Here is an 18,659-nt window from a genome sequence, read left to right as displayed (position 1 = left end):
AAAGGCTTCTCACATTGTCCACCCTTGTCAAAGCGGAAAGCCCGATCACCTGATAGATGGCGGTTATCGGGCTTTCCGCCGCGCGCGGAACTCAGTCCTGGGCCGGCTCGAAGACGCTGCTGCCGTAGACGTCCTCGGCGGTGAGCGTGATGAGGTCGGACTTGCCCAGTGGCCGGTCGAGCGCGACCAGCCTGCGGGCCTGCCGCAGCCTGCAGCGTTCGATCGCGTTACGCACGCTGCGCGCGTTGGAGAACCTGGGCTGCTCCATGCGCAGCGTGAGGTACTCGGCGAACGCCTTGTGCGCGTCGTCGTCGAAGGCGAATCCTTCCGACTCCACCATCAGTCCCGCGATCTGGGTCAGTTCCGCATGGTCGTAGTCGGCGAACGTGAGATGGTGCGGCACCCGGGAACTCAGGCCCGGATTGGCGGCGAAGAAGGTCGCCATCCGGTCGGGGTAGCCGGCGAAGATCACCACCAGATCACCGCGCTCGTTCTCCATCTCGGTGAGCAGGATCTCGATCACCTCCTGCCCGTAGTCCCGCTCGTTCTCCGGCCGGAACAGGTAGTAGGCCTCGTCGATGAACAGCACTCCCCCGGCCGCGCGGGCGATCGCCTCCTTGGTCTTGGGCGCGGTGTGGCCGATGAACTGGCCGACCAGATCGTCGCGGGTGACGGTGTGCACGCGCGGGGCCCTGATGTAGTCGAGCGCGTGCAGGATGGCCGCCATCCGCAGCGCGACCGTGGTCTTGCCGGTGCCGGGACCGCCGGTGAAGCTCATGTGCAACGTGGGCCGCGTGGTGGTGAGCCCGAACCGGCGCCGCGCCCGGTCGACCTGGAGCAGCGAGGCGATCTCGCGGACCCGGCGCTTGACCGAGGCCAAGCCGACCAGCTCGGCGTCGAGCGCGGCCAGGGTGTCGCTCACCCTGGCCGCGGCCTCGTCTGCCGAGAGATCGAGCACCTCGTCGTCGCCCAGAATCGCGGGCTCGGGCGTCTGCTCCTCGACTGCCGTGGTCTGCGCCGCGCCGCCTGCCGACGGTCGGTGGAACCCGAATCCCTTTGGTGTGTCCATCAGTTCACTCGCCCGCGTACCGATCGCCGGTCGGACGGGCGGTGGCGTAGGACTTCACCGAGTACCGCTGGGTGCGGTCGGGACCCTCGACGCGTTCGAGCAGGAAGCCGGGCTCGTGTGCCGGTCGCTGGACGAGGAACGACATCGCGGTGGACTGCCTGCCCAGGGACGCGTCGTAGGCCAGCAGCCGGATGTAGTACTGCGGGAAGGTGGCCCGGCAATCGGCGAGCTGGGCGAGCACACCGTCGGGTTCGGCCAGGTCGAACATCGGCAGCCCCCACATCTCCCAGTAGACGTTGCGTGGATGCGGGTCGTCGGTGTACTCCAGCGAGACCGGCCAGCCGTGATCGAGGGCGAACTTCACCTGCGCCGCGATCTCGTCGTCGGTGAGGTCGGGCAGGTAGGAGAAGGTTCCGTAGCGCAGTTTCATCGGGTGCTCCTGGTCAGATCGAGGGCACCGGAGTCGCCACCACATCGGGGGCGTCGGTGCTGGTGTAGTCGAAGGTGATGTCGCCCCAGGTGTCCAGGGCGGCCTGCAGCGGGGTGCAGTGCTTGGCGGCCCTGCGCAGCACGTCGGGTCCTTCGATCAGCAGATCGCGACCTTCGTTGCGCGCCTTGACCATTGCCTCGAGCGCCACCCGGTTGGCCTCGGCGCCCGCGGCGATGCCGTACGGGTGCCCGATGGTGCCGCCGCCGAACTGCAGGATCACGTCGTCGCCGAAAAGGTCGAGGAGCTGGTGCATCTGGCCCGCGTGGATGCCGCCGGAGGCCACCGGCATCACGCCGGGCATCGAGATCCAGTCCTGATCGAAGAAGATGCCGTTGCCGAGATTGCGGGGAACGTTGTTGTCGCGCAACGTGTCGTAGAAGCCACGGGTGGTGGCCGGGTCGCCCTCGAGCTTGCCGACGACGGTGCCCGCGTGCACGTGGTCGACACCCATGAGCCGCGACCACTTCCCGATCACCCGGAAGCTCACGCCGTGCGTCTTCTGCCGCGTGTAGGTGGAGTGCCCGGCCCGGTGCAGATGCAGCAGCAGGCCGTTCTCGCGGGCCCAGTGCGCCATCGACTGGATGGCGGTGTAGCCGATGGTGAGGTCGATCATCACCACCACGCTGCCGAGTTCCTTGGCGAGGTTCGCCCGCCGGTACATCTCCTCCATCGTGCCCGCGGTGACATTGAGGTAATGGCCCTTGATCTCGCCGGTTTCGGCCATCGCCCGGTTCACCCCCTCCATCGCGTAGAGGAAGCGGTCACGCCAGCGCATGAAGGGCTGGGAGTTGATGTTCTCGTCGTCCTTGGTGAAGTCGAGGCCGCCGCGACATGCCTCGTAGACCACGCGCCCGTAGTTGCGGGCCGACAGGCCCAGCTTGGGCTTGATGGTGGCGCCGAGCAGCGGGCGGCCGTACTTGTTGAGCATCTCCCGTTCCATGACGATGCCGTGGGCGGGGCCCTGGAAGGTCTTGGTGTAGGCGACGGGGATGCGCATGTCCTCCAGGCGCAGCGCCTTGAGCGGCTTGAAACCGAAGACGTTGCCGATGATCGAGGAGGTCAGGTTCGCGATGGAGCCTTCCTCGAAGAGATCGATGTCGTAGGCGATGTAGGCGAAGTACTCACCTGGCCTGCCCGGAACCTCGTCGACCTGGTAGGCCTTGGCCTGGTAGTGGCTGTTGGCGGTGAGCCGGTCGGTCCACACGACAGTCCAGGTGGCGGTGGACGACTCGCCCGCGACGGCGGCCGCGGCCTCGATAGGGTCGACGCCGTCCTGGGGGGTGACCCGGAACACGGCGAGCACGTCGGTGTCCTTGGGGATGTAATCGGGGTTCCAGTAACCCATTCCGGCATAACTCTGTACACCCGGATCCCAACGCTCTTTGGTCGCCGCGCCGTCGTTGTCGATCGTCGTCATCGCCGTTCCTTTCGGGTCACGCCTGTGAAGCACTTTCAGTGTGTGGGCGCGACTGTTCAGCGACAATGGAATGTTTCCTGTGCACTGTTAAGACATAATTGAATGATGTTCGCCAGCCCCGACCTGCCCGCGGCCGCTACCTGGGGTCGGCTGCGCACCTTCCTCGCCGTGTACGACACCGGGAGTGTGCGTGCCGCCGCGCAGACGTTGCATGTGACGCCGCCGGCGGTGTCGGCCGCGCTCGCCGCACTCGAAGACGCGCTGGGCACAACGCTTTTCGGTAAGTCGGGCCGGGGCATCGTGGCCACGGATTCGGGCGAGATCTTCGCCGTTTACGTGCGCAAGCTGCTCGGGCTGCTCGCGGAGGCGGCCGGGGCGGTGCACGACGCCGATCGCGGACGGGTGCGCATCGGCGCGGTCGCGACGGCCAGTGAGTACGTGCTACCTGCACTGATGGCCACCTTCGCCCAAGCCCATCCGCACGTGGAACTGTCGCTGTCGGTGCTGACGCGCGGCGAGCTGTTCGCCCGCGCCGCCGACCACGTCTTCGATATCGCCCTGGCCGGTCGACCGCCGCGGGGCTCCGGGCTGGTCACCGCCGCCCAGCGGGCCAACCGGCTGGTGCTGGTCGGGCGGCCCGGACTGGTCGACGATCCGCTCACCACGCCCTGGCTGCTCACCGGGATCGGCTCCGGCACCCGCGACACCACGCTGTCGTTGCTGAGCCGATTACAGGCCGCGCCACCGCTGCTCACCCTCGGTACCTCGGGCGCCGCCGTGGCCGCGGCACGCGAGGGGCTCGGTGTCACGCTCGTGCACGAGGAGGCCGCGCGCGAGCAACTCGCCTCGGGGGAACTGGTCTCCTACAGCGTGCCGGGCACCCCTCTCGACCGGCCGTGGCACGTCTGCACGACCCAGGAACCGACCGCGGCGACCCGACTGTTCGTGGCGCACCTGTGCGATCCGGAGCAGGTGGGCGCGGCCGCATTTCACACCCGTCCTCGCCCGAAGGGGTGAGGACGGCGGCGACCGGATGCTCGCATGCTGGTCGTCATGACGACACTCCCCGCCACCGCCCTCGCCGACGTCGCCCAGCAGCTGACCAGCGGCGGCCGCGGCATTCTCGCCGCCGACGAGTCGATCAAGACCATGTCGTCGCGCCTGGAACAGGAAGGGGTTCCCGCGAGCGCGACCGCCCGGCGCGACTACCGCGAACTGCTGCTCACCGCCGACGGTCTGCCGGAATGGATCAGCGGAATCATCCTGTGCGACGAGACCTTCGGCCAGGATCTCGCCGATGGGCGCCCGTTCCCGATCGCGGCGCGCGAACTCGGCGTCCTGCCCGGCATCAAGGTCGACACCGGCACCACCGCGCTCCCCGGCCAGGGCGGTGCGCTGATCACCGAGGGGCTCGACGGGCTCGGCGCACGGCTGGCCTCCTATGCCGACCGAGGGGCGGCGTTCGCCAAGTGGCGGGCGGTGTTCGACGTGCACACCATCACTCCCTACTCCGCCGCCGCCAACGGGCACGCGCTGGCCCGCTATGCCGCGCTGTGTCAGCAGCACGGCATCGTCCCCATCGTCGAGCCCGAGGTGCTGTGCACCGGCGACCACGACCTCGCGGCCTCGGCGAAGGCGACTCGCCTGGCCCTGAGCGCGGTGTTCACCGAACTCGTCGACGCCGCGGTGGATCTCACCGGCATCGTGCTCAAGCCCAACTTCGTCACCCCCGGTCTGGACGCCGCGGCTGCCCCGCCCGCCGACGTCGCGGCCGCGACCTTCGCCGTGCTGCGTGAGCTGGTGCCCGCCGAGGTGGCGGGCATCGCGTTCCTGTCCGGTGGGCATCCCACCTCGCGGGTGTGTGCTTTTCTGAGCGAGCTCGCCGCCGTCGACGAGCGGCCGTGGCCTGTGACATTCTCCTTCGGGCGCGCGCTCGTGAGCGCGGCCCTGCACACTTGGGGTGGAACGAACTCCGAAGTTCCCGCAGCACATCGTGTTCTGCTCCAGAACTGCCGCAACGCCTCTGCTGCCGCCGAGCACACCGCGTAAGCGGGTCCGCTCGGCAGCCGCCCTGAGCGCGGTGGCAACGCGCAGCAGCGGCGCTACCCCTCGGGCACCGCTGCTGCGTTCGTTGGCCGGTGCCCGCCGCTACTTCAGCGGTAGTTCCACCAGCACCGTGGTTCCGCGTCCCCGCATCGATTCCACGCGCAGCGAGGCTTCGATCAGGGCACAGCGTTCCGCGATCGAGCTCAGGCCGAAATGTTGTTCGCCGTCGGCGTCGGCGGCGCGATGGGCACGCTGCGCTGCCGGGTCGAAACCCGCACCGTCGTCGGAACATCCGAAGATCGCCGAGTCGCCGACCCGGCGCAGGGAGAGCACGATCCGTTGCGCATCAGCGTGTTTCACCGCGTTCGCGAGCGCTTCCTGGGCGATCCGGTACAGGGTGGCGGCGGCGTGGTCGGGGATGTCGTCGATGGCGGCGGCGTGATCGACGAGGAATTCGATCGTCGGCGGGCCTTCGCCACTCACCGTGCGCACCAGCGATTCGATCGCGGCGACCAGGCCGAGGTCGTCGAGGACGAGACTGTGCAGGCCCGAGATCGCCGCCCTGGTCGCGTTGTAGGCGAAATCGGCCAGCTCGCGCGCGCTGACGAGTTCGGCGCGGGCCCTGGCGAGATCGCGCAGGCTGGCTCCGTCGGTGACGTCGACGTGGGCGGCGAGTTCGGAGACGGTGAGATCGGCGGCGGACAGGTGGAACGACATCGAGGCCAGGGCGGTGGTGACGCCGTCGTGCAGATCGAAGGCGATGCGTCTGCGTTCGGCCTCCTGAGCGGTGATCGCCTGCTCGACCAGGCGGTCGCGCTCGGTGCGCTGCCGGTTGACGGTGCGGAACAGCCGCTGCGCGTGCAACCACAGGCCGAGCACGCCCGCGTACTGCTGCGCGACGTCGAGGTCGTGCTGCCCGAACGGGTCACGGGGACGGCGGTGCACGGCGAGCACGCCGACCACATCGCCTTCCAGCCCCGGCAGCGGCAGACACATCCGCGCGACCGTCTGCTGCGGATCCAGACGTAGAAGTCTGCGGTGCAGAGCATTACGTGGCGAGTCGTTGTCGAGCAGCACCGGCGTACGAGTGCGGGCCACCAACCCGGTCACCCCGAATCCGACCTGCAACCGCAACGAACCCGCCGAGGGATGCGAAGGCCACAGATCGACGATGCTCAGATCCTGGCCGTCGACGGCGTAGAGCAGCACGCCTTCGGCGCCGAGCAGTGGCGCCAGCTCCGCCGCCGTGGGCACCGCGCCGCTCGCGAAGCTCACCGGAACAGCCCCTCCCGCAACGCGACCGCGATCGCCCCGCTGCGATCGGACACCCCCAGCTTGCGATACAGCCCGCGAATATGGGTTTTCACGGTGTCCTCGCTGACCACCAGCTTGCTCGCGACCGCGCGATTGGAGTGGCCGGAGACCAACAGCCCCAGCACTTCCGACTCACGCTGGGTCAGTCCGAGGTGCGCGCCGGACCAGAACTGGCCCGCGCTGAGCCGGGCCGCGGCCAGCGCCACCCGACCGGCCAGTGCGGCGTCGACCACCGTCTCGCCTTCGCGGACGCGGCACAACTGGGCGACCAGTTCGCGCCCGTCGACCCGCTTGAGAATGTAGCCCGACGCCCCGACGCGCAGCGCCTGGTACAGGTAGTGCTCGTCGTCGTAGACGGTCAGCAACACGACCTTGGTCTCGGGATATTGCAGGGTGATCTGACGGCACAGATCCAAGCCACTGGCCTTGCCGATGCGAACATCGCACAGGACGATATCGGGCCGATGTTCGGCGACCATCCGCAGCGCGGCGGTGTCGGTGGTGGACTGGCCGACGATCATCACGTCGTCGGGAAAGTGTCCGAGCATGGCGTCGAGCCCGTGCAGCACCATTTCGTGATCGTCGACGAGCACAAGCTTCAACGGGGTCGGAGGTAACTCCGGCATCACTCCACCCTACGGCGAGCGGCAGCGCGGCTACGGGCATTGACGAGATCTCACCCGGGCCGCCACCCCCGAGGGGGAGTGCGGCGGGTACGCCGGTGCGGTCCGATGAACGGACCCGATCAGAAAGGCCGCGCCATGCCGGAGTCCTCAGTTCGTCGGCCGCTCATAGTGCCGTCGGTCTTGCCCGCCGATTTCGCCTGCCTCGGTGAAGAAGTGCGCGATCTGTGCGCGGCGGGCGTCGACCGGATCCAATGGGACGTGATGGACGGCGTGTTCGTCCCCAACCTCACCTTCGGTCCCGATGTCATCGCGTCGGCGCGTTCGCACAGCACCGTGGGGTTCGAGGCGCACCTCATGGTGGTGAATCCCGATGGGCTGCTCAGCACGTACGTCGACGCGGGTTGCGAGCTGATCATCGTGCACGCCGAAGCCTGTACGCATCTGCATCGCACGCTCGCCAGGATCCGCGAACTGGGCGCGCGCAGCGGTGTCGCGGTGAATCCGCACACTCCCGTCGAGGTCGTCGCGCACGTGCTGGCCGAGACCGACCTGATCCTGGCCATGACCGTGAATCCGGGTTTCGGTGGGCAGGCCTACATTCCGGCCGTGGAATCGAAGATCGCGCGGTTGCGCCGGATGATCGACGAGTCCGGGTACTCCATCGAGCTCGAAGTGGACGGCGGGATCACCGGTGACACGATCGGCGGCGCGGCCGCGGCCGGCGCCGACGTGTTCATCTCGGGATCGTGGATGTACGGCTGCCCCGAAGGCAAGGCGGCCGCGGTCAAGCGGCTTCGCGATGCCGCCACCGTCGCGGGAGCGGCAGCCTGATGACCGATATCGCGCCAACGACTTTCACGCCGTCGGTGGAGACCGACCAGCTCGCCGTCGACACCCTGCGCTTCCTCGCGGCCGACATGGTGGAGGCCGCGCAGTCGGGTCACCCCGGCATGCCGATGGGGGCGGCGCCGATGGCGTGGACGCTGTGGAGCCGGCACCTGCGCCATGACCCGGCCGATCCCGAGTGGGCCGATCGGGACCGGTTCGTGCTCTCGGCCGGACACGGGTCGGCGCTGCTGTACGGACTGTTGCACCTGTTCGGCTACGACCTGCCCGTCGAGGAACTGCGGCGCTTCCGGCAACTGGGGTCGCGGACGCCGGGTCATCCCGAGTTCGGGCAGACGCCCGGCGTGGAGTGCACCACCGGCCCGTTGGGTCAGGGGCTGGCGATGGCGGTGGGCATGGCCCTCGCCGAGCGGATGACCGCCGCCCGGTATCCGGAGATCACCGGTCATCGCACCTACGCGATCGTCGGCGACGGCTGCCTGATGGAAGGTGTCAGTCACGAAGTCGCGTCGTTCGCAGGGCATTTGGGGCTCGGCGGGTTGACCGTGCTGTGGGACGACAACGAGATCACCATCGACGGCGCGGTCGGGCGCTCGTGCGGTGACGATCAGGTGGCGCGGTTCGCGCCCTATGGGTGGCATACCGAAGTGGTGCCGGACGGGACCGATATCGAGGCGATCGACGCCGCGCTGACCCGGGCGAAGGGTGATCCCCGGCCGAGCTTTCTCGCGGTGCGCACGGTGATCGGTCACGGTGCGCCCGGCGTCGCCGGAACGCCGAAGGCGCACGGCTCGCCGCTGGGCGCCCAACGCCTCGCACAGGCCAAAGAGCTGGCGGGATGGACTCTTCCGCCGTTCACCGTGCCCGAGCAGGTCGAGTCGACGTGCGCGGTGCTGGCCGCGCTCGGTGGTGCCGAGCATGCGACCTGGCTCGAGGAGTTCGCGGCGTTCGACGCCGTCGCGCCGGTGCGCGCCGCCGAGTTCCGGCGCGCCCATGCGCGACTGCTGCCTGCGGGTTTGCCGGACGCGCTGGAAGCCGTCGCCGCGCGGGCACCGCGCGCCACCCGGCAGTCCTCGCAGGCGTGTTTGCACGCGGCGCTGTCGGTGATGCCGGAATTGGTGGGCGGGTCGGCCGACCTGGCCGGGTCGACCGGCACCGTGTGCGGCGAGGTGGTGCATCGCGACGACTTCAGTTCCAGCGCTGTCGCTTTCGGTATTCGCGAGTTCGGGATGGCGGCGATTCTGAACGGGATGAGCCTGCACGGCGGGTTCCGGGTCTTCGGCAGTACGTTCCTGGTGTTCGCCGACTATCTGCGTCCCGCCCTGCGGCTGTCGGCACTGATGGGGCAGCCGGTGATCTATGTGCTCACCCACGATTCCGTCGCGGTCGGCGAGGACGGGCCGACACATCAACCCGTCGAGCAGGTCGAGTCGCTCCGGGTGATTCCGGGGCTGCAGGTGTTGCGACCGGCCGACGACGCGGAGACCGCTCTCGCTTGGGAACTCGCGCTGAGCCGGGTCGACGGACCGACCGCGCTGATCCTGTCCCGCCAGTCACTGCCCCAGCTGGAACTCGCAGAGAGCGCTACCTGGCCCGATAGTGCGCTCTCGAGAGCCGACGCGGTCGGCACGGTGGCCGGCAGACCATCCACAGCAGCGCTTCCCAGCATCCACATCGTCGCTACCGGTTCGGAAGTCGCACTGGCGGTCGCCGCCGCCGAGCAGCTACGGGCGGAAGGGTTCGCCGTGCGGGTAGTGTCGGTGATGGATCGGACGCGCTTCACCCGCGACGCCGCGGCGCACACCATCAGCATCGAGGCGGGAAGCACGGCGGGCTGGACCGGGCTGGTCGACCTGGCGATCGGGATCGACGACTTCGGGCACAGCGGCCCCGGCGACGAGGTCATGGCCCGTCACGGATTCACCGTGCGCGCCGTACTCGACCGGATTCGCGAATACCTCGACGGTGCGCTGTGACTCGCCTGCGGGCGGTGATCTTCGACGTCGACGGCACCCTGGTCGACAGCGAGCGCGACGGCCATCGGGTGGCTTTCAACGCGGCCTTCGCCGAGGCGGGTCTTCCGGATCACTGGGCGGTCGAGGAGTACGGGAAGCTGCTGAAGGTGGCCGGGGGCGCGCAACGGCTGGCGTTCTGGTTCGAACAGCAGGGCAGGCCCGTCGAGCAAGCGCGGGCGCTCGCGCATCAGGTGCACCGCACCAAGACCCGCATCATGCGGCAGATGGCAGCGGACGGGCACATCCGTGCCCGTCCGGGCGCGCGGGAACTGATCGAACGGCTCCGGTCGCACGGTGTCCGGTTGCACGTGGCGACCACCGGCACCCGCGCGTGGGTCGAACCCTTGCTGAAGCACGCTTTCGGTGAGCCGTTCGACACCGTGACCACCGGCACCGAAGTGCCCGTCCTGAAGCCGAGCCCCGCGGTGTATCTGGATGTCCTGATCCAGACCGGACTGTCCCCCGATCAAGCAGTGGCCGTGGAGGACTCGTCCAACGGCGTGCGGTCGGCGGTGGCCGCGGGACTGCGGTGCGTGGCCGCCCAGAACGCCTACACGCGCACCGACGACCTCTCGGCGGCAGTGCTGGTCGCCGACGGGCTCGACGACCCGGAGCTGGTGACATGGTTCGACGGCCACCTCGCCTGAGGTGGCTGTCGAATCGGGCTCAGCGCGTGCGGCCGCGACGTTCCATGAGCCGCAACAGCATCGGCGTGAAGATCAGCTGCATCGCCAGGTCCATCTTCCCGCCGGGACACACGATCGTGTTCGGGCGCGACATGAACGAGTCGTGCAGCATCGACAGCAGATACGGGAAGTCGATGCCGTGCGGGTCGGCGAACCGGATCACCAGCATCGACTCATCTGGCGTCGGAATAGTCCGGGCCACAAAGGGATTCGATGTGTCGACCACGGGAACCCGCTGGAAGTTCACATGGGTGCGGGAGAACTGCGGGCACATGAAATTCACGTAGTCGTGCATGCGGCGCAGGATCGTCTCGGTCACCGCCTCGGTGGAGTAGCCGCGCTTGTCCTTGTCGCGGTGCAGCTTCTGGGTCCACTCGAGGTTGATCACCGGCACCACCCCGATGAGCAGGTCCGCGTACTGTGCCACGTCGACCTGTTCGTTGGCGACCGCCCCGTGTAGGCCCTCGTAGAACAGCAGGTCGGTGCCGGGGCGCAGGTCCTCCCACGGTGTGAAGGTGCCGGGTTCCTGGTCGTAGGGCGCCGCTTCCTCCTTGTCGTGCAGGTACTTTCGCACCCGGCCCGTACCGGTCTCGCCGTAGCCGCGGAACAGCTTCTCGAGGTCTTCGAACAGGTTGGCCTCCGCGCCGAAATGGCTGAAGGTGTGGTCACCGTCCGACAGCGCTCGCGCCAGCTCCTCCTTCATGCCGGCCCGGTCGAACCTGTGGAAGCTGTCGCCCTCGACGTACGCGGCGTCGATGCCTTCCCTGCGGAAGATCGAATCGAACGTGCGCATCACCGACGTTGTTCCGGCACCGGATGACCCGGTGATGGCGACGACAGGGTGCTTGGCGGACATGAATCTCCTCCTCAGGTGGTGGAACGGTAGAGACCGCGGAGACCGAACAGCGGACTCCACTGACCGTCGGGCTCCTCGGCCGCGTCGGCGTGATATCTCACGATGCGCGCTACCTCGTCGCGGGAACCGAAAATGAACGCGATCCGCTGGTGCAGTTCGGTGGGGACGACGTCGAGGATGCGCTCGCGACCGGTCGAGGCCAGGCCGCCGGCCTGCTCGATCAGAAAGGCGATGGGGTTGGCCTCGTAGAGCAGCCGCAATCTGCCCGCCTTGGCCGGATCCTTCGAGTCGCGCGGGTACAGGAACACCCCGCCCCGGGTCAGGATGCGGTGGGTTTCGACCACCAGCGACGCCACCCAGCGCATGTTGAAATCCTTCTCGCGCGGACCCGTCGCGCCCGCCAGGCATTCGTCGATGTAGCGGCGCACGGCCGGTTCCCAGAATCGCCGGTTGGAACTGTTGACCGCGTACTCCGAGGTGGACTCCGACAGCCGCAGGTTCTGCCCGGTCAGGAAGAACTCGCCCAGTTCGGGATCGAGAGTGAAGGCGTGCACGCCGGTGCCGACGGTGAGTACGAGTTGCGTCGCGGGGCCGTAGATCGCGTAACCCGCGGCGACCTGCTCGGTGCCGGGCTGCAGGAAGTCCACCGTCGTCGCATCGATGCCGGGGTTCGGGGCGCGCAGAATCGAAAAGATGCTGCCCACAGCGACATTCACATCGATATTGGACGAACCGTCGAGCGGGTCGAACGCCAGCAGGTATTTGCCGCGCGGATAGTCGGGCGGGATCGCATACGGGTCGTCGAGCTCCTCCGACACCATTCCCGCCAGCTGGCCGCCCCATTCGTTGGCGCGCAGGAACAGCTCGTTGGCGACCACGTCGAGCTTCTGCTGCTGCTCACCCTGCACGTTCACCACACCGGCGCCGCCGAGGACGCCGGTGAGCGCACCGGAGGCGATGCGCTTGGAGATCGCCTTGCAGGCCAGCGCGACGTCGAGGATCAGGGAATTGAGCTCACCGCTGGAACCGGGATGGCGCCTGCGCTCTTCGATGAGGAATTGGGTCAACGTCGTGCGATCGGTCAGCATCTTTCGAGGACACCACCGCACCCCCGGGCGGACATCCACCCGGGGGGTGAATCGCGGGGGTGGTTACCGCGATTCGTCGCCTCAGAAGGCCGGGACCGCTTGCGCGGCCGTTACCTCCTCGGACGTGTGCCGCTTGCGCAGCACGGTGACGCCCACGACCAGGGCCGCGGCGAGCAATCCGGCCGCGACCGTGAACGCCAGCCGGTATCCGCTGGTCAGAGCGGCAGCGTCGGACGCTCCGGCCACCAGTTCGGTGCCGGTCCGTGCGGCGGCGAGGGTGGACAACACCGCGACGCCGATCGCCATGCCGACCTGCTGGGTGGTGTTGAACAGCCCCGAGGCCAGGCCGGCGTCGTCGGCGTCGGCGCCCGACATGCCCAGCGCGGTGAGTGCGGGCAGCACCAGCCCGCCACCGGAGACGGCCACCATCACCGGCAGCACGTCGGTGAGGTAGCCGGCGTCGACCGGAAGCCGCGTCAGCCACGACATCCCGGCCAGCAACAGGGACAGACCCGCGATGAGCACGGCCCGCTCACCGAAGCGGGTGATCAGGCGGGCAGAGGCGAACAGCGACACCCCGCCGATGGCGACGGCGGCGGGCAGCATGGCCAGGCCGGTCTGCACGGCGTTGTAGCCCAGCACCTTCTGCAGGTAGAGCGCGACGATGATCTGGAAGGCGAACATGGCCGCGAGAGTGAGCATCTGGACCACATTGGCGCCGGAGACCGTGCGGGAGCGAAAGATTCGCAACGGCAGCAGCGGGTTGGTCGCGGTGGCCTGACGGAGGACGAAGGCCGCGAGCAGTGCGGCGGCGAGTGCACCGAGGCCGAGAGTGTGCGCCGAGACCCAGCCGTAGCGTTCGACTTCGACGACGGTGTAGATGCCGAGCATCAGACCGACGGTAACCAGGGCCGCACCCAGCACATCGGCGCCGGCGGACCAGCCGAGGCCGCGGTCGGCGGGCAGCGCTCGCACCGCCACCAGCACGGTCGGCACGCCGATCGGCACGTTGATCAGGAAGATCCAGTGCCAGTTCAGCGCGTCGGTGAGCACACCGCCGAGCACCTGTCCGATCGAGGCGCCCGCGGCGCCCGTGAAGCTGAAAACACCGATGGCCGTTGCGCGTTGGCGGGGTTCGGTGAAGATCGTCACCAGGATGCCGAGGACCACCGAGGCGGCGATCGCGCTGCCGACGCCCTGCAGGAATCGGGCCCCGACCAGCACCGTGGGGGTGGTCGCGACGCCTGCCAGCACCGAGGCCGCGGTGAAGACGACGGTGCCGGTGATGAACATCGTCTTGCGGCCGATCAGGTCGCCGAGGCGTCCCGCCAGCAGGAGCAGACCGCCGAAAGCGATCAGGTAGGCGTTCACGGTCCAGCTCAGGCCGGCCGGCGAGAAGCCGAGGTCCTCCTGGATCGCCGGCATGGCGACGGTCACGATGCTGCCGTCGAGGATGGTCATCAGCATCGCGGCCGACAGCACCGCGAGAGCGGTGCGCTGGGACTTGGTCATGGGGTCATCTCCTGCTCGAAGCGAACAAGAGAGACCGTACTAGATAGTTCCGTAGCAGACAATCTATAACGGACTATTGCCTCGCACGACGCGCGGGCGCAGCGTCGACCGCGGTCGACAGATACCCTTCCACCAGGTGATTCAGTGCACGCAACAGGGATTCACGCTCCGCCTTCGGCAGCGAGCCGAGCGCTCCCCGATGGACGCCGTCGACGATCTCGGTACTGCGCGCAGCAAGTTCGGCACCGGCCGGAGTCACCGAGATGATGCGCGCGCGACGGTCGGTGCTCGACGGCTTCCGTTCGGCCAGACCCGCTTTCTCCAGCGCGTCGACAGTGACGACCATGGTCGTCTTGTCCATATCGCCGAGTTCGGCGAGCTGAGCCTGGGTGCGCTCGGCCTCCAGCGCGTGGACCAGCACGCAGTGCATGCGGGCCGTCAGCCCGATCTCGGCCAGCGCCGCTGCCATCTGCGTGCGCAGGACGTGGCTGGTCCGGTCCAGCAGGAAGGACAGGTCGGGTTCGGCGCGCGTGGTCGCCAGAGCGGTCATACCGCTCATTATAGTTTTGTCATAGATAATCCGCATACATCCATAAGTCGGGGAATGTTATCGGACTGCGGTCCGTTTAGATGGGGACCACATCCCGAAGAGAGGTTCACATGGAACTGGGGCTCACCACCTTCGCCGAGCTGTACCCGACCGGCGACCGGCCCGCGCCGACCGCCGCCGAGCGGCTGCGCCAGGTGGTCGACGAGGCCGTCGCGACCGAGGCCGCCGGGCTCGATGTGTACGGCGTGGGTGAACATCATCGCCGGGATTTCGCCGCGTCCTCCCCCGCTGTCGTCCTGGCCGCCGCGGCCGCCAGGACCGAGCGCATCCAGTTGACCAGCGCGGTGACCGTGCTCAGCTCCGACGACCCGGTGCGCGTATACCAGGACTTCGCCACGCTCGACGGGCTGTCGAACGGGCGCGCGGAGTTGATGGCGGGGCGCGGGTCGTTCACGGAGTCGTTCCCGCTGTTCGGCTACGACCTGTCCGATTACGACGCGCTCTTCGAAGAGAAGCTGGCACTGCTGCTGCGGGTGCGCGAGGAAGGCCCGGTCACGTGGACCGGGCGATTCCGGGCACCGCTGCACGACGCCACGGTGTATCCGCGCACCGATGATCGACCGCTGCCGGTGTGGATCGCGGTCGGCGGCAGTCCCGAATCGGTGATCCGCGCCGGGCTGCTGGGTCTACCGCTCGCCCTCGCGATCATCGGCGGTCAGCCGGCACGGTTCAAGCCGCTGGTCGAGCTGTATCACCGGGCGCTGACCGAAGGCGGCCACGAGAAGCAGCCTGTCGCGGTGCACGCGCACGGGTATGTCGCCGACACCGACGCCCAGGCAGTCGCCGAGTTCTACCAGCCCTACGCCGGGGCGATGTCGGTTATCGGCCGGGAGCGCGGCTGGGGACCGATGACGCGCGAACAGTTCGACGCGCTGCGTTCGCAGAGCGGTTCCCTGTTCGTCGGCACCCCCGACTACGTGGCAGGCAAGATCGCCGAGGTCCGCGACACCCTCGGCCTCGACCGCTTCATGCTGCACACCAGCGTCGGGACGCTGCCGCCCGAGCAGGTGCTGCACAGCATCGAACTGCTGGGCACGAAGGTGGCCCCGCAGGTGCGGTGAGCAGGGTCTATTCGAGCGCCGGGCCGACGCCGGTGGTCCGGGCGGCCCGGCGTTCTCGCCTTCGTCGGCGGTAACGGCTGATTCGGCTGGCGCACAGATAGACCACCCACAAACCGATGCCCAACAGGGCCGCGGCGATCACCGCGGCCAGCACCGGGAAGAACACCGCGAGGGTGAGGACGCCGCCGACCGTGAGGTCCTCGGCGGTGCTCACCGCGATATTGGTGACCGGTTCCGGCGAGGTGTTGATCGCCATCCGGGTGCCCGCTTTGACGATATGACTGAGCAGGGCGGTCGTGCCACCCACCGCCGCGGCGAACATCGTGGGCAGTGAATCGTCCCGCCCCGCGATCAGTGCCGACACGACCGCGCCCGACGCGGGCCGCACCACCGTGTGCACCGCGTCCCAGAACGAGTCGAGGTACGGGATCTTGTCCGCCACCGCCTCGATCAGGAACAGCACCCCGGCGGCGACGAGCACATCGGTGCGCAGCAGCCCCGGCGGCACATCGCCGGCCCACCCGATCCGACCGAACAACCCCAGCAGAAACACCACCGCGTACGCGTTGATACCGCTGGCCCAGCCCGCGGTGAAGATCAGAGGGAGCACCGACACCCGCTCAGACTAAGCCCGCCTGCCGACACCGCGCGGCAAGGACGTGCAGCGGCGATATCTAGCATCGCTAGACAAGCTAGCGATCAACTGTTACCTTTGCTCCATCATCTAGCACTGCTAGATATCGAGGAAGGAAAGCCAAAATGCTCATCGTCACCGGCCAGATCATCGCCACCGCCGCCGTGCTCGCCAATGCCGTCGTCTACGGCACCGATGTCTGCGCGGCCGTGATCATGCGGTCGGTGTACCGCAAGCTCGATGACGCGACCGTCACCATCAGCGCGGGGTGGGGCCACTACTACGGCGACCGGCGCATGCCGGTGGTCGGTGCGGGCGGTGTGATCACCGCGGTGCTCACCCTGCTCATCGCACTGCTGGCCGGACAGATCGGCGCCTCGGTCGCGGCGGGGATCGCGGTGGCGTCACTGCTCACCTGGCTCGCCCTCTACGTCCGCATCGCCAAGCCGATCAATGCCAGGCAGACCGCCGCCGCCCAGAGCGGCGTCATTCCGGCCGATGCCCGTGCGCTGCAGGACAAGTGGGACAGCATCCTGAAGTACCGCGTCACCCTCCAGTTCGTCGCCATCGCCGGACTGTGCGCCGCGCTGATCCTGTTCTGATATCGAATTCACCGAGGAGAATTTGTCATGAGTTTCACCAGCAATGAACAGCAGTTCCTCGCGGAGGCCGGGATCGGCCGGCTGGCCACGGTGTCGCCCGACGGCACTGTGCAGAACAACCCGACCGGCTATCGGGTGAACGCCGACGGCACGATCGATATCGGGGGTATGCGGATGCGCGGCAGCCGGAAATACCGCAATGTCGAAGCGGGCAGCCGGGTCTCGTTCGTCATCGACCAACAGGTTTCCTGGGAGCCGTACGTGATTCGCGGCATCGAGGTACGCGGCACCGCCGAAGCGCTCGACGACGAGCAGCCACCGTTCGAACACCAGGAACGCGCGATCATCCGAATTCGCCCCGAGCGGATCATCTCCTGGGGCATCGACGGCGGATCCTTCGACTTCACCAGTCGCGCCGCCGAATAGAGGAGGCTCGGCTCATCATCAGCAACATATCTCGACAAGTCGAAACACAGGAATATCAGCCCCCACGGTAGTCATCCGAGTAACGTTTTCGACCACCCGGCGATTTCTCAGACAACATCAATTCAGGAGGTTCGACATGCTTTCTGTGAAGAGATTCGCCGCCGGTGCCATCGTTGCCACCGCCACCGCTTCCGCCGTCATAGTCGGTGGCGGCGTGGCCCAGGCCGACGTTCCGGTGTGGCAGGCCAACTGTCACGTTTACAACATCTTCAACACCGGCGGAATGGCCAATTGCGAACTGCCGACCTGGCACCAGGTGAAACTCACCTGCGTCGCGTGGCCGGTCCCGTTCGTCTACTGGAAGTACGGCCCCGCGCAATACGGACAGAACCAGTCGTGGGCCAGCTGCGACTCGCTCAACGCCCTGGTGGGCATCGAGGTCATTCAGGCGTAGGCCACGCACCGCGATCGAGCAGCACCCCACTCGCCCCGTTGTTACCGTGGATTCATGGTCAGTGCGGCATCCACCCGGCGACACGAACAGCTCCGTGACTTCCTGCGATCGCGGCGGGAGCGGATCGGACCGGGCGAGGTGGGTCTGCCGGTAGCGGGGCGACGGCGAACCCCCGGGCTACGGCGCGAAGAAGTCGCGATGCTGGCCGGGGTCGGGGTGTCTTGGTACACCTGGTTGGAGCAGGGGCGTGACATCAGGGTGTCGGGGGAGGTGCTCGACGCGGTGGCGGGGGTGTTGCGGTTGAGTGCGGCCGAGCGGACGCATCTGTATGTGCTGGCCGGGCTCAATCCGCCGGTGGCGCGGGGGTCCGCGGTGGAGGTGACCGCGGAGATTCGGGCGCTCATCGATGGGTGGGTGCGTGGACCCGCGGTAGTGCGGGATCGGTACTGGAACATCGTGGCGTTCAACGTGCTCGCGGGGCGGGTGTTCGGGTGTGACGATGGCGAGCCGCACAATTGCCTGGTCACGTTCTTCACCAGTCCTCGTTATCGCGAGCTGCCCGACCTGTGGTCCGATGCCGCACCGGGTGTGGTCGCCGCCTATCGCGCGGACGCGGCCCTCGTCCCGCACGACGACGAATTCCAGCGCGTAGCAAGCGAACTCGCTGCTGCCGAGCCGGAGTTCGCCGAGCTCTGGGAGCGACACGATGTCGGTGCGCCTGTGCAAGCCGTGAACGCCCTGCACCACCCGGAGGCCGGGGATCTCTACTTCGACGCCACCACGCTCACCGTCGCCGACCATCCCCACTGGTCACTGGTGCTCTACAACCCGAAACCGGACACCGACACCGCCGACCGCCTGGCTGCCCTCCCCCGACTGCGCCTCTCCGAATCCGCGTAGCGATCCG

Annotated in this window: 20 protein-coding genes; 10 read left to right on the top strand and 10 right to left on the bottom strand. The window is 68.0% G+C overall.

The window, feature by feature from the left end:
• Window positions 1-91: 91 nt before the first annotated feature.
• The 3 genes from ACFVVI_RS01005 to ACFVVI_RS00995 are packed head-to-tail and all read right to left on the bottom strand — an operon-like array spanning window position 92 to window position 2,976.
• The gene (locus ACFVVI_RS01005; RefSeq protein ID WP_378992281.1) at window positions 92-1,069 is read right to left on the bottom strand and encodes an AAA family ATPase; all 978 of its coding nucleotides are present in this window, start codon (window positions 1,067-1,069) and stop codon (window positions 92-94) included.
• A 4-nt stretch (window positions 1,070-1,073) separates the two neighbouring features.
• On the bottom strand, window positions 1,074-1,499 hold the full coding sequence (locus ACFVVI_RS01000) for a ribulose bisphosphate carboxylase small subunit (RefSeq protein WP_387442249.1): 426 nt from the start codon (window positions 1,497-1,499) through the stop codon (window positions 1,074-1,076).
• Window positions 1,500-1,512: 13 nt separating this feature from the next.
• The gene (locus ACFVVI_RS00995) at window positions 1,513-2,976 is read right to left on the bottom strand and encodes a form I ribulose bisphosphate carboxylase large subunit (RefSeq protein ID WP_378992279.1); all 1,464 of its coding nucleotides are present in this window, start codon (window positions 2,974-2,976) and stop codon (window positions 1,513-1,515) included.
• A gap of 105 nt (window positions 2,977-3,081) precedes the next feature.
• Between ACFVVI_RS00995 and ACFVVI_RS00990 the strand changes: the two genes are divergently transcribed.
• On the top strand, window positions 3,082-3,993 hold the full coding sequence (locus tag ACFVVI_RS00990) for a LysR family transcriptional regulator (protein ID WP_378992277.1): 912 nt from the start codon (window positions 3,082-3,084) through the stop codon (window positions 3,991-3,993).
• Window positions 3,994-4,029: 36 nt separating this feature from the next.
• Entirely contained in the window at window positions 4,030-5,025 is a 996-nt protein-coding gene (locus tag ACFVVI_RS00985) for a class I fructose-bisphosphate aldolase (protein WP_387442245.1), read from the top strand.
• 99 nt (window positions 5,026-5,124) lie between these two features.
• Here ACFVVI_RS00985 and ACFVVI_RS00980 read toward each other — a convergent pair whose 3' ends face one another.
• The gene (locus ACFVVI_RS00980) at window positions 5,125-6,297 is read right to left on the bottom strand and encodes a GAF domain-containing sensor histidine kinase (protein WP_378992273.1); all 1,173 of its coding nucleotides are present in this window, start codon (window positions 6,295-6,297) and stop codon (window positions 5,125-5,127) included.
• Window positions 6,294-6,962 carry a response regulator gene (locus ACFVVI_RS00975; protein ID WP_378992271.1) on the bottom strand — a complete coding sequence of 223 codons (669 nt, stop codon included), beginning with the start codon at window positions 6,960-6,962 and terminating at the stop codon, window positions 6,294-6,296. The genes ACFVVI_RS00980 and ACFVVI_RS00975 overlap by 4 nt, the downstream gene beginning before the upstream one ends.
• Before the next feature lie 105 nt (window positions 6,963-7,067).
• Between ACFVVI_RS00975 and rpe the strand changes: the two genes are divergently transcribed.
• The 3 genes from rpe to ACFVVI_RS00960 are packed head-to-tail and all read left to right on the top strand — an operon-like array spanning window position 7,068 to window position 10,470.
• Complete coding sequence (gene rpe, locus ACFVVI_RS00970; RefSeq protein ID WP_387442241.1) at window positions 7,068-7,793, top strand: ribulose-phosphate 3-epimerase; 726 nt, start codon at window positions 7,068-7,070, stop codon at window positions 7,791-7,793.
• A complete protein-coding gene (gene tkt / locus ACFVVI_RS00965; RefSeq protein WP_387442239.1) occupies window positions 7,793-9,784 on the top strand; it encodes a transketolase in 1,992 nt (663 codons plus the stop codon). The genes rpe and tkt overlap by 1 nt, the downstream gene beginning before the upstream one ends.
• Window positions 9,781-10,470, top strand: coding sequence for an HAD family hydrolase (locus ACFVVI_RS00960; protein WP_387442237.1), 690 nt, complete (start codon window positions 9,781-9,783; stop codon window positions 10,468-10,470). Before tkt ends, ACFVVI_RS00960 begins: the two co-directional genes overlap by 4 nt.
• Window positions 10,471-10,489: 19 nt before the next feature.
• On the opposite strand, the gene ACFVVI_RS00955 is transcribed toward ACFVVI_RS00960, so the two are convergent.
• The 4 genes from ACFVVI_RS00955 to ACFVVI_RS00940 all read right to left on the bottom strand — a co-directional run bounded on the left by ACFVVI_RS00955 (window position 10,490) and on the right by ACFVVI_RS00940 (window position 14,515).
• Entirely contained in the window at window positions 10,490-11,365 is an 876-nt protein-coding gene (locus ACFVVI_RS00955; protein WP_378992266.1) for a phosphoribulokinase, read from the bottom strand.
• Between the two features lie 11 nt (window positions 11,366-11,376).
• Complete coding sequence (locus tag ACFVVI_RS00950) at window positions 11,377-12,453, bottom strand: class 1 fructose-bisphosphatase (protein ID WP_387442235.1); 1,077 nt, start codon at window positions 12,451-12,453, stop codon at window positions 11,377-11,379.
• A gap of 81 nt (window positions 12,454-12,534) precedes the next feature.
• The gene (locus ACFVVI_RS00945) at window positions 12,535-13,965 is read right to left on the bottom strand and encodes a DHA2 family efflux MFS transporter permease subunit (protein WP_387442233.1); all 1,431 of its coding nucleotides are present in this window, start codon (window positions 13,963-13,965) and stop codon (window positions 12,535-12,537) included.
• 73 nt (window positions 13,966-14,038) lie between these two features.
• Window positions 14,039-14,515, bottom strand: a complete 477-nt coding sequence (locus tag ACFVVI_RS00940; RefSeq protein ID WP_387442231.1) for a MarR family winged helix-turn-helix transcriptional regulator — start codon at window positions 14,513-14,515, stop codon at window positions 14,039-14,041.
• 110 nt (window positions 14,516-14,625) lie between these two features.
• Between ACFVVI_RS00940 and ACFVVI_RS00935 the strand changes: the two genes are divergently transcribed.
• Entirely contained in the window at window positions 14,626-15,636 is a 1,011-nt protein-coding gene (locus tag ACFVVI_RS00935) for an LLM class flavin-dependent oxidoreductase (RefSeq protein WP_378992258.1), read from the top strand.
• A gap of 7 nt (window positions 15,637-15,643) precedes the next feature.
• Here ACFVVI_RS00935 and ACFVVI_RS00930 read toward each other — a convergent pair whose 3' ends face one another.
• Entirely contained in the window at window positions 15,644-16,252 is a 609-nt protein-coding gene (locus ACFVVI_RS00930) for a DUF4126 domain-containing protein (RefSeq protein WP_387442229.1), read from the bottom strand.
• Between the two features lie 143 nt (window positions 16,253-16,395).
• On the opposite strand from ACFVVI_RS00930, the gene ACFVVI_RS00925 reads away from it, so the two are divergent.
• From ACFVVI_RS00925 to ACFVVI_RS00910, 4 genes are all read left to right on the top strand, one after another.
• Entirely contained in the window at window positions 16,396-16,872 is a 477-nt protein-coding gene (locus ACFVVI_RS00925; RefSeq protein ID WP_387442228.1) for a DUF1772 domain-containing protein, read from the top strand.
• 27 nt (window positions 16,873-16,899) lie between these two features.
• Window positions 16,900-17,298, top strand: coding sequence for a PPOX class F420-dependent oxidoreductase (locus tag ACFVVI_RS00920; RefSeq protein WP_387442226.1), 399 nt, complete (start codon window positions 16,900-16,902; stop codon window positions 17,296-17,298).
• Between the two features lie 136 nt (window positions 17,299-17,434).
• A complete protein-coding gene (locus tag ACFVVI_RS00915) occupies window positions 17,435-17,752 on the top strand; it encodes a hypothetical protein (RefSeq protein WP_387442224.1) in 318 nt (105 codons plus the stop codon).
• Between the two features lie 54 nt (window positions 17,753-17,806).
• Window positions 17,807-18,652 carry a helix-turn-helix transcriptional regulator gene (locus ACFVVI_RS00910; protein WP_387442222.1) on the top strand — a complete coding sequence of 282 codons (846 nt, stop codon included), beginning with the start codon at window positions 17,807-17,809 and terminating at the stop codon, window positions 18,650-18,652.
• The last annotated feature ends 7 nt before the right edge of the window (window positions 18,653-18,659 follow it).

This window comes from Nocardia sp. NPDC058114, from assembly GCF_042884695.1.
In the GTDB taxonomy this organism is placed as follows: domain Bacteria; phylum Actinomycetota; class Actinomycetes; order Mycobacteriales; family Mycobacteriaceae; genus Nocardia.
The sequence above is the reverse complement of the archived record's forward strand: the minus strand, read 5'-3'. Positions and strand labels throughout refer to the sequence as shown.

What these genes read in the sequence shown, in the direction of transcription:
- ACFVVI_RS00985 (WP_387442245.1), top strand. Translation starts at nt 4,030, where the DNA reads ATGACGACACTCCCCGCCACCGCCCTCGCCGACGTCGCCCAGCAGCTG.
- ACFVVI_RS00990 (WP_378992277.1), top strand. Translation starts at nt 3,082, where the DNA reads ATGTTCGCCAGCCCCGACCTGCCCGCGGCCGCTACCTGGGGTCGGCTG.
- ACFVVI_RS00935 (WP_378992258.1), top strand. Translation starts at nt 14,626, where the DNA reads ATGGAACTGGGGCTCACCACCTTCGCCGAGCTGTACCCGACCGGCGAC.
- ACFVVI_RS00955 (WP_378992266.1), bottom strand. Translation starts at nt 11,365, where the DNA reads ATGTCCGCCAAGCACCCTGTCGTCGCCATCACCGGGTCATCCGGTGCC.
- ACFVVI_RS01000 (WP_387442249.1), bottom strand. Translation starts at nt 1,499, where the DNA reads ATGAAACTGCGCTACGGAACCTTCTCCTACCTGCCCGACCTCACCGAC.
- ACFVVI_RS00915 (WP_387442224.1), top strand. Translation starts at nt 17,435, where the DNA reads ATGCTTTCTGTGAAGAGATTCGCCGCCGGTGCCATCGTTGCCACCGCC.
- ACFVVI_RS00975 (WP_378992271.1), bottom strand. Translation starts at nt 6,962, where the DNA reads ATGCCGGAGTTACCTCCGACCCCGTTGAAGCTTGTGCTCGTCGACGAT.
- ACFVVI_RS00945 (WP_387442233.1), bottom strand. Translation starts at nt 13,965, where the DNA reads ATGACCAAGTCCCAGCGCACCGCTCTCGCGGTGCTGTCGGCCGCGATG.
- tkt (WP_387442239.1), top strand. Translation starts at nt 7,793, where the DNA reads ATGACCGATATCGCGCCAACGACTTTCACGCCGTCGGTGGAGACCGAC.
- rpe (WP_387442241.1), top strand. Translation starts at nt 7,068, where the DNA reads ATGAACGGACCCGATCAGAAAGGCCGCGCCATGCCGGAGTCCTCAGTT.
- ACFVVI_RS00910 (WP_387442222.1), top strand. Translation starts at nt 17,807, where the DNA reads ATGGTCAGTGCGGCATCCACCCGGCGACACGAACAGCTCCGTGACTTC.
- ACFVVI_RS00925 (WP_387442228.1), top strand. Translation starts at nt 16,396, where the DNA reads ATGCTCATCGTCACCGGCCAGATCATCGCCACCGCCGCCGTGCTCGCC.
- ACFVVI_RS00920 (WP_387442226.1), top strand. Translation starts at nt 16,900, where the DNA reads ATGAGTTTCACCAGCAATGAACAGCAGTTCCTCGCGGAGGCCGGGATC.
- ACFVVI_RS00940 (WP_387442231.1), bottom strand. Translation starts at nt 14,515, where the DNA reads ATGACCGCTCTGGCGACCACGCGCGCCGAACCCGACCTGTCCTTCCTG.
- ACFVVI_RS00950 (WP_387442235.1), bottom strand. Translation starts at nt 12,453, where the DNA reads ATGCTGACCGATCGCACGACGTTGACCCAATTCCTCATCGAAGAGCGC.
- ACFVVI_RS00995 (WP_378992279.1), bottom strand. Translation starts at nt 2,976, where the DNA reads ATGACGACGATCGACAACGACGGCGCGGCGACCAAAGAGCGTTGGGAT.
- ACFVVI_RS01005 (WP_378992281.1), bottom strand. Translation starts at nt 1,069, where the DNA reads ATGGACACACCAAAGGGATTCGGGTTCCACCGACCGTCGGCAGGCGGC.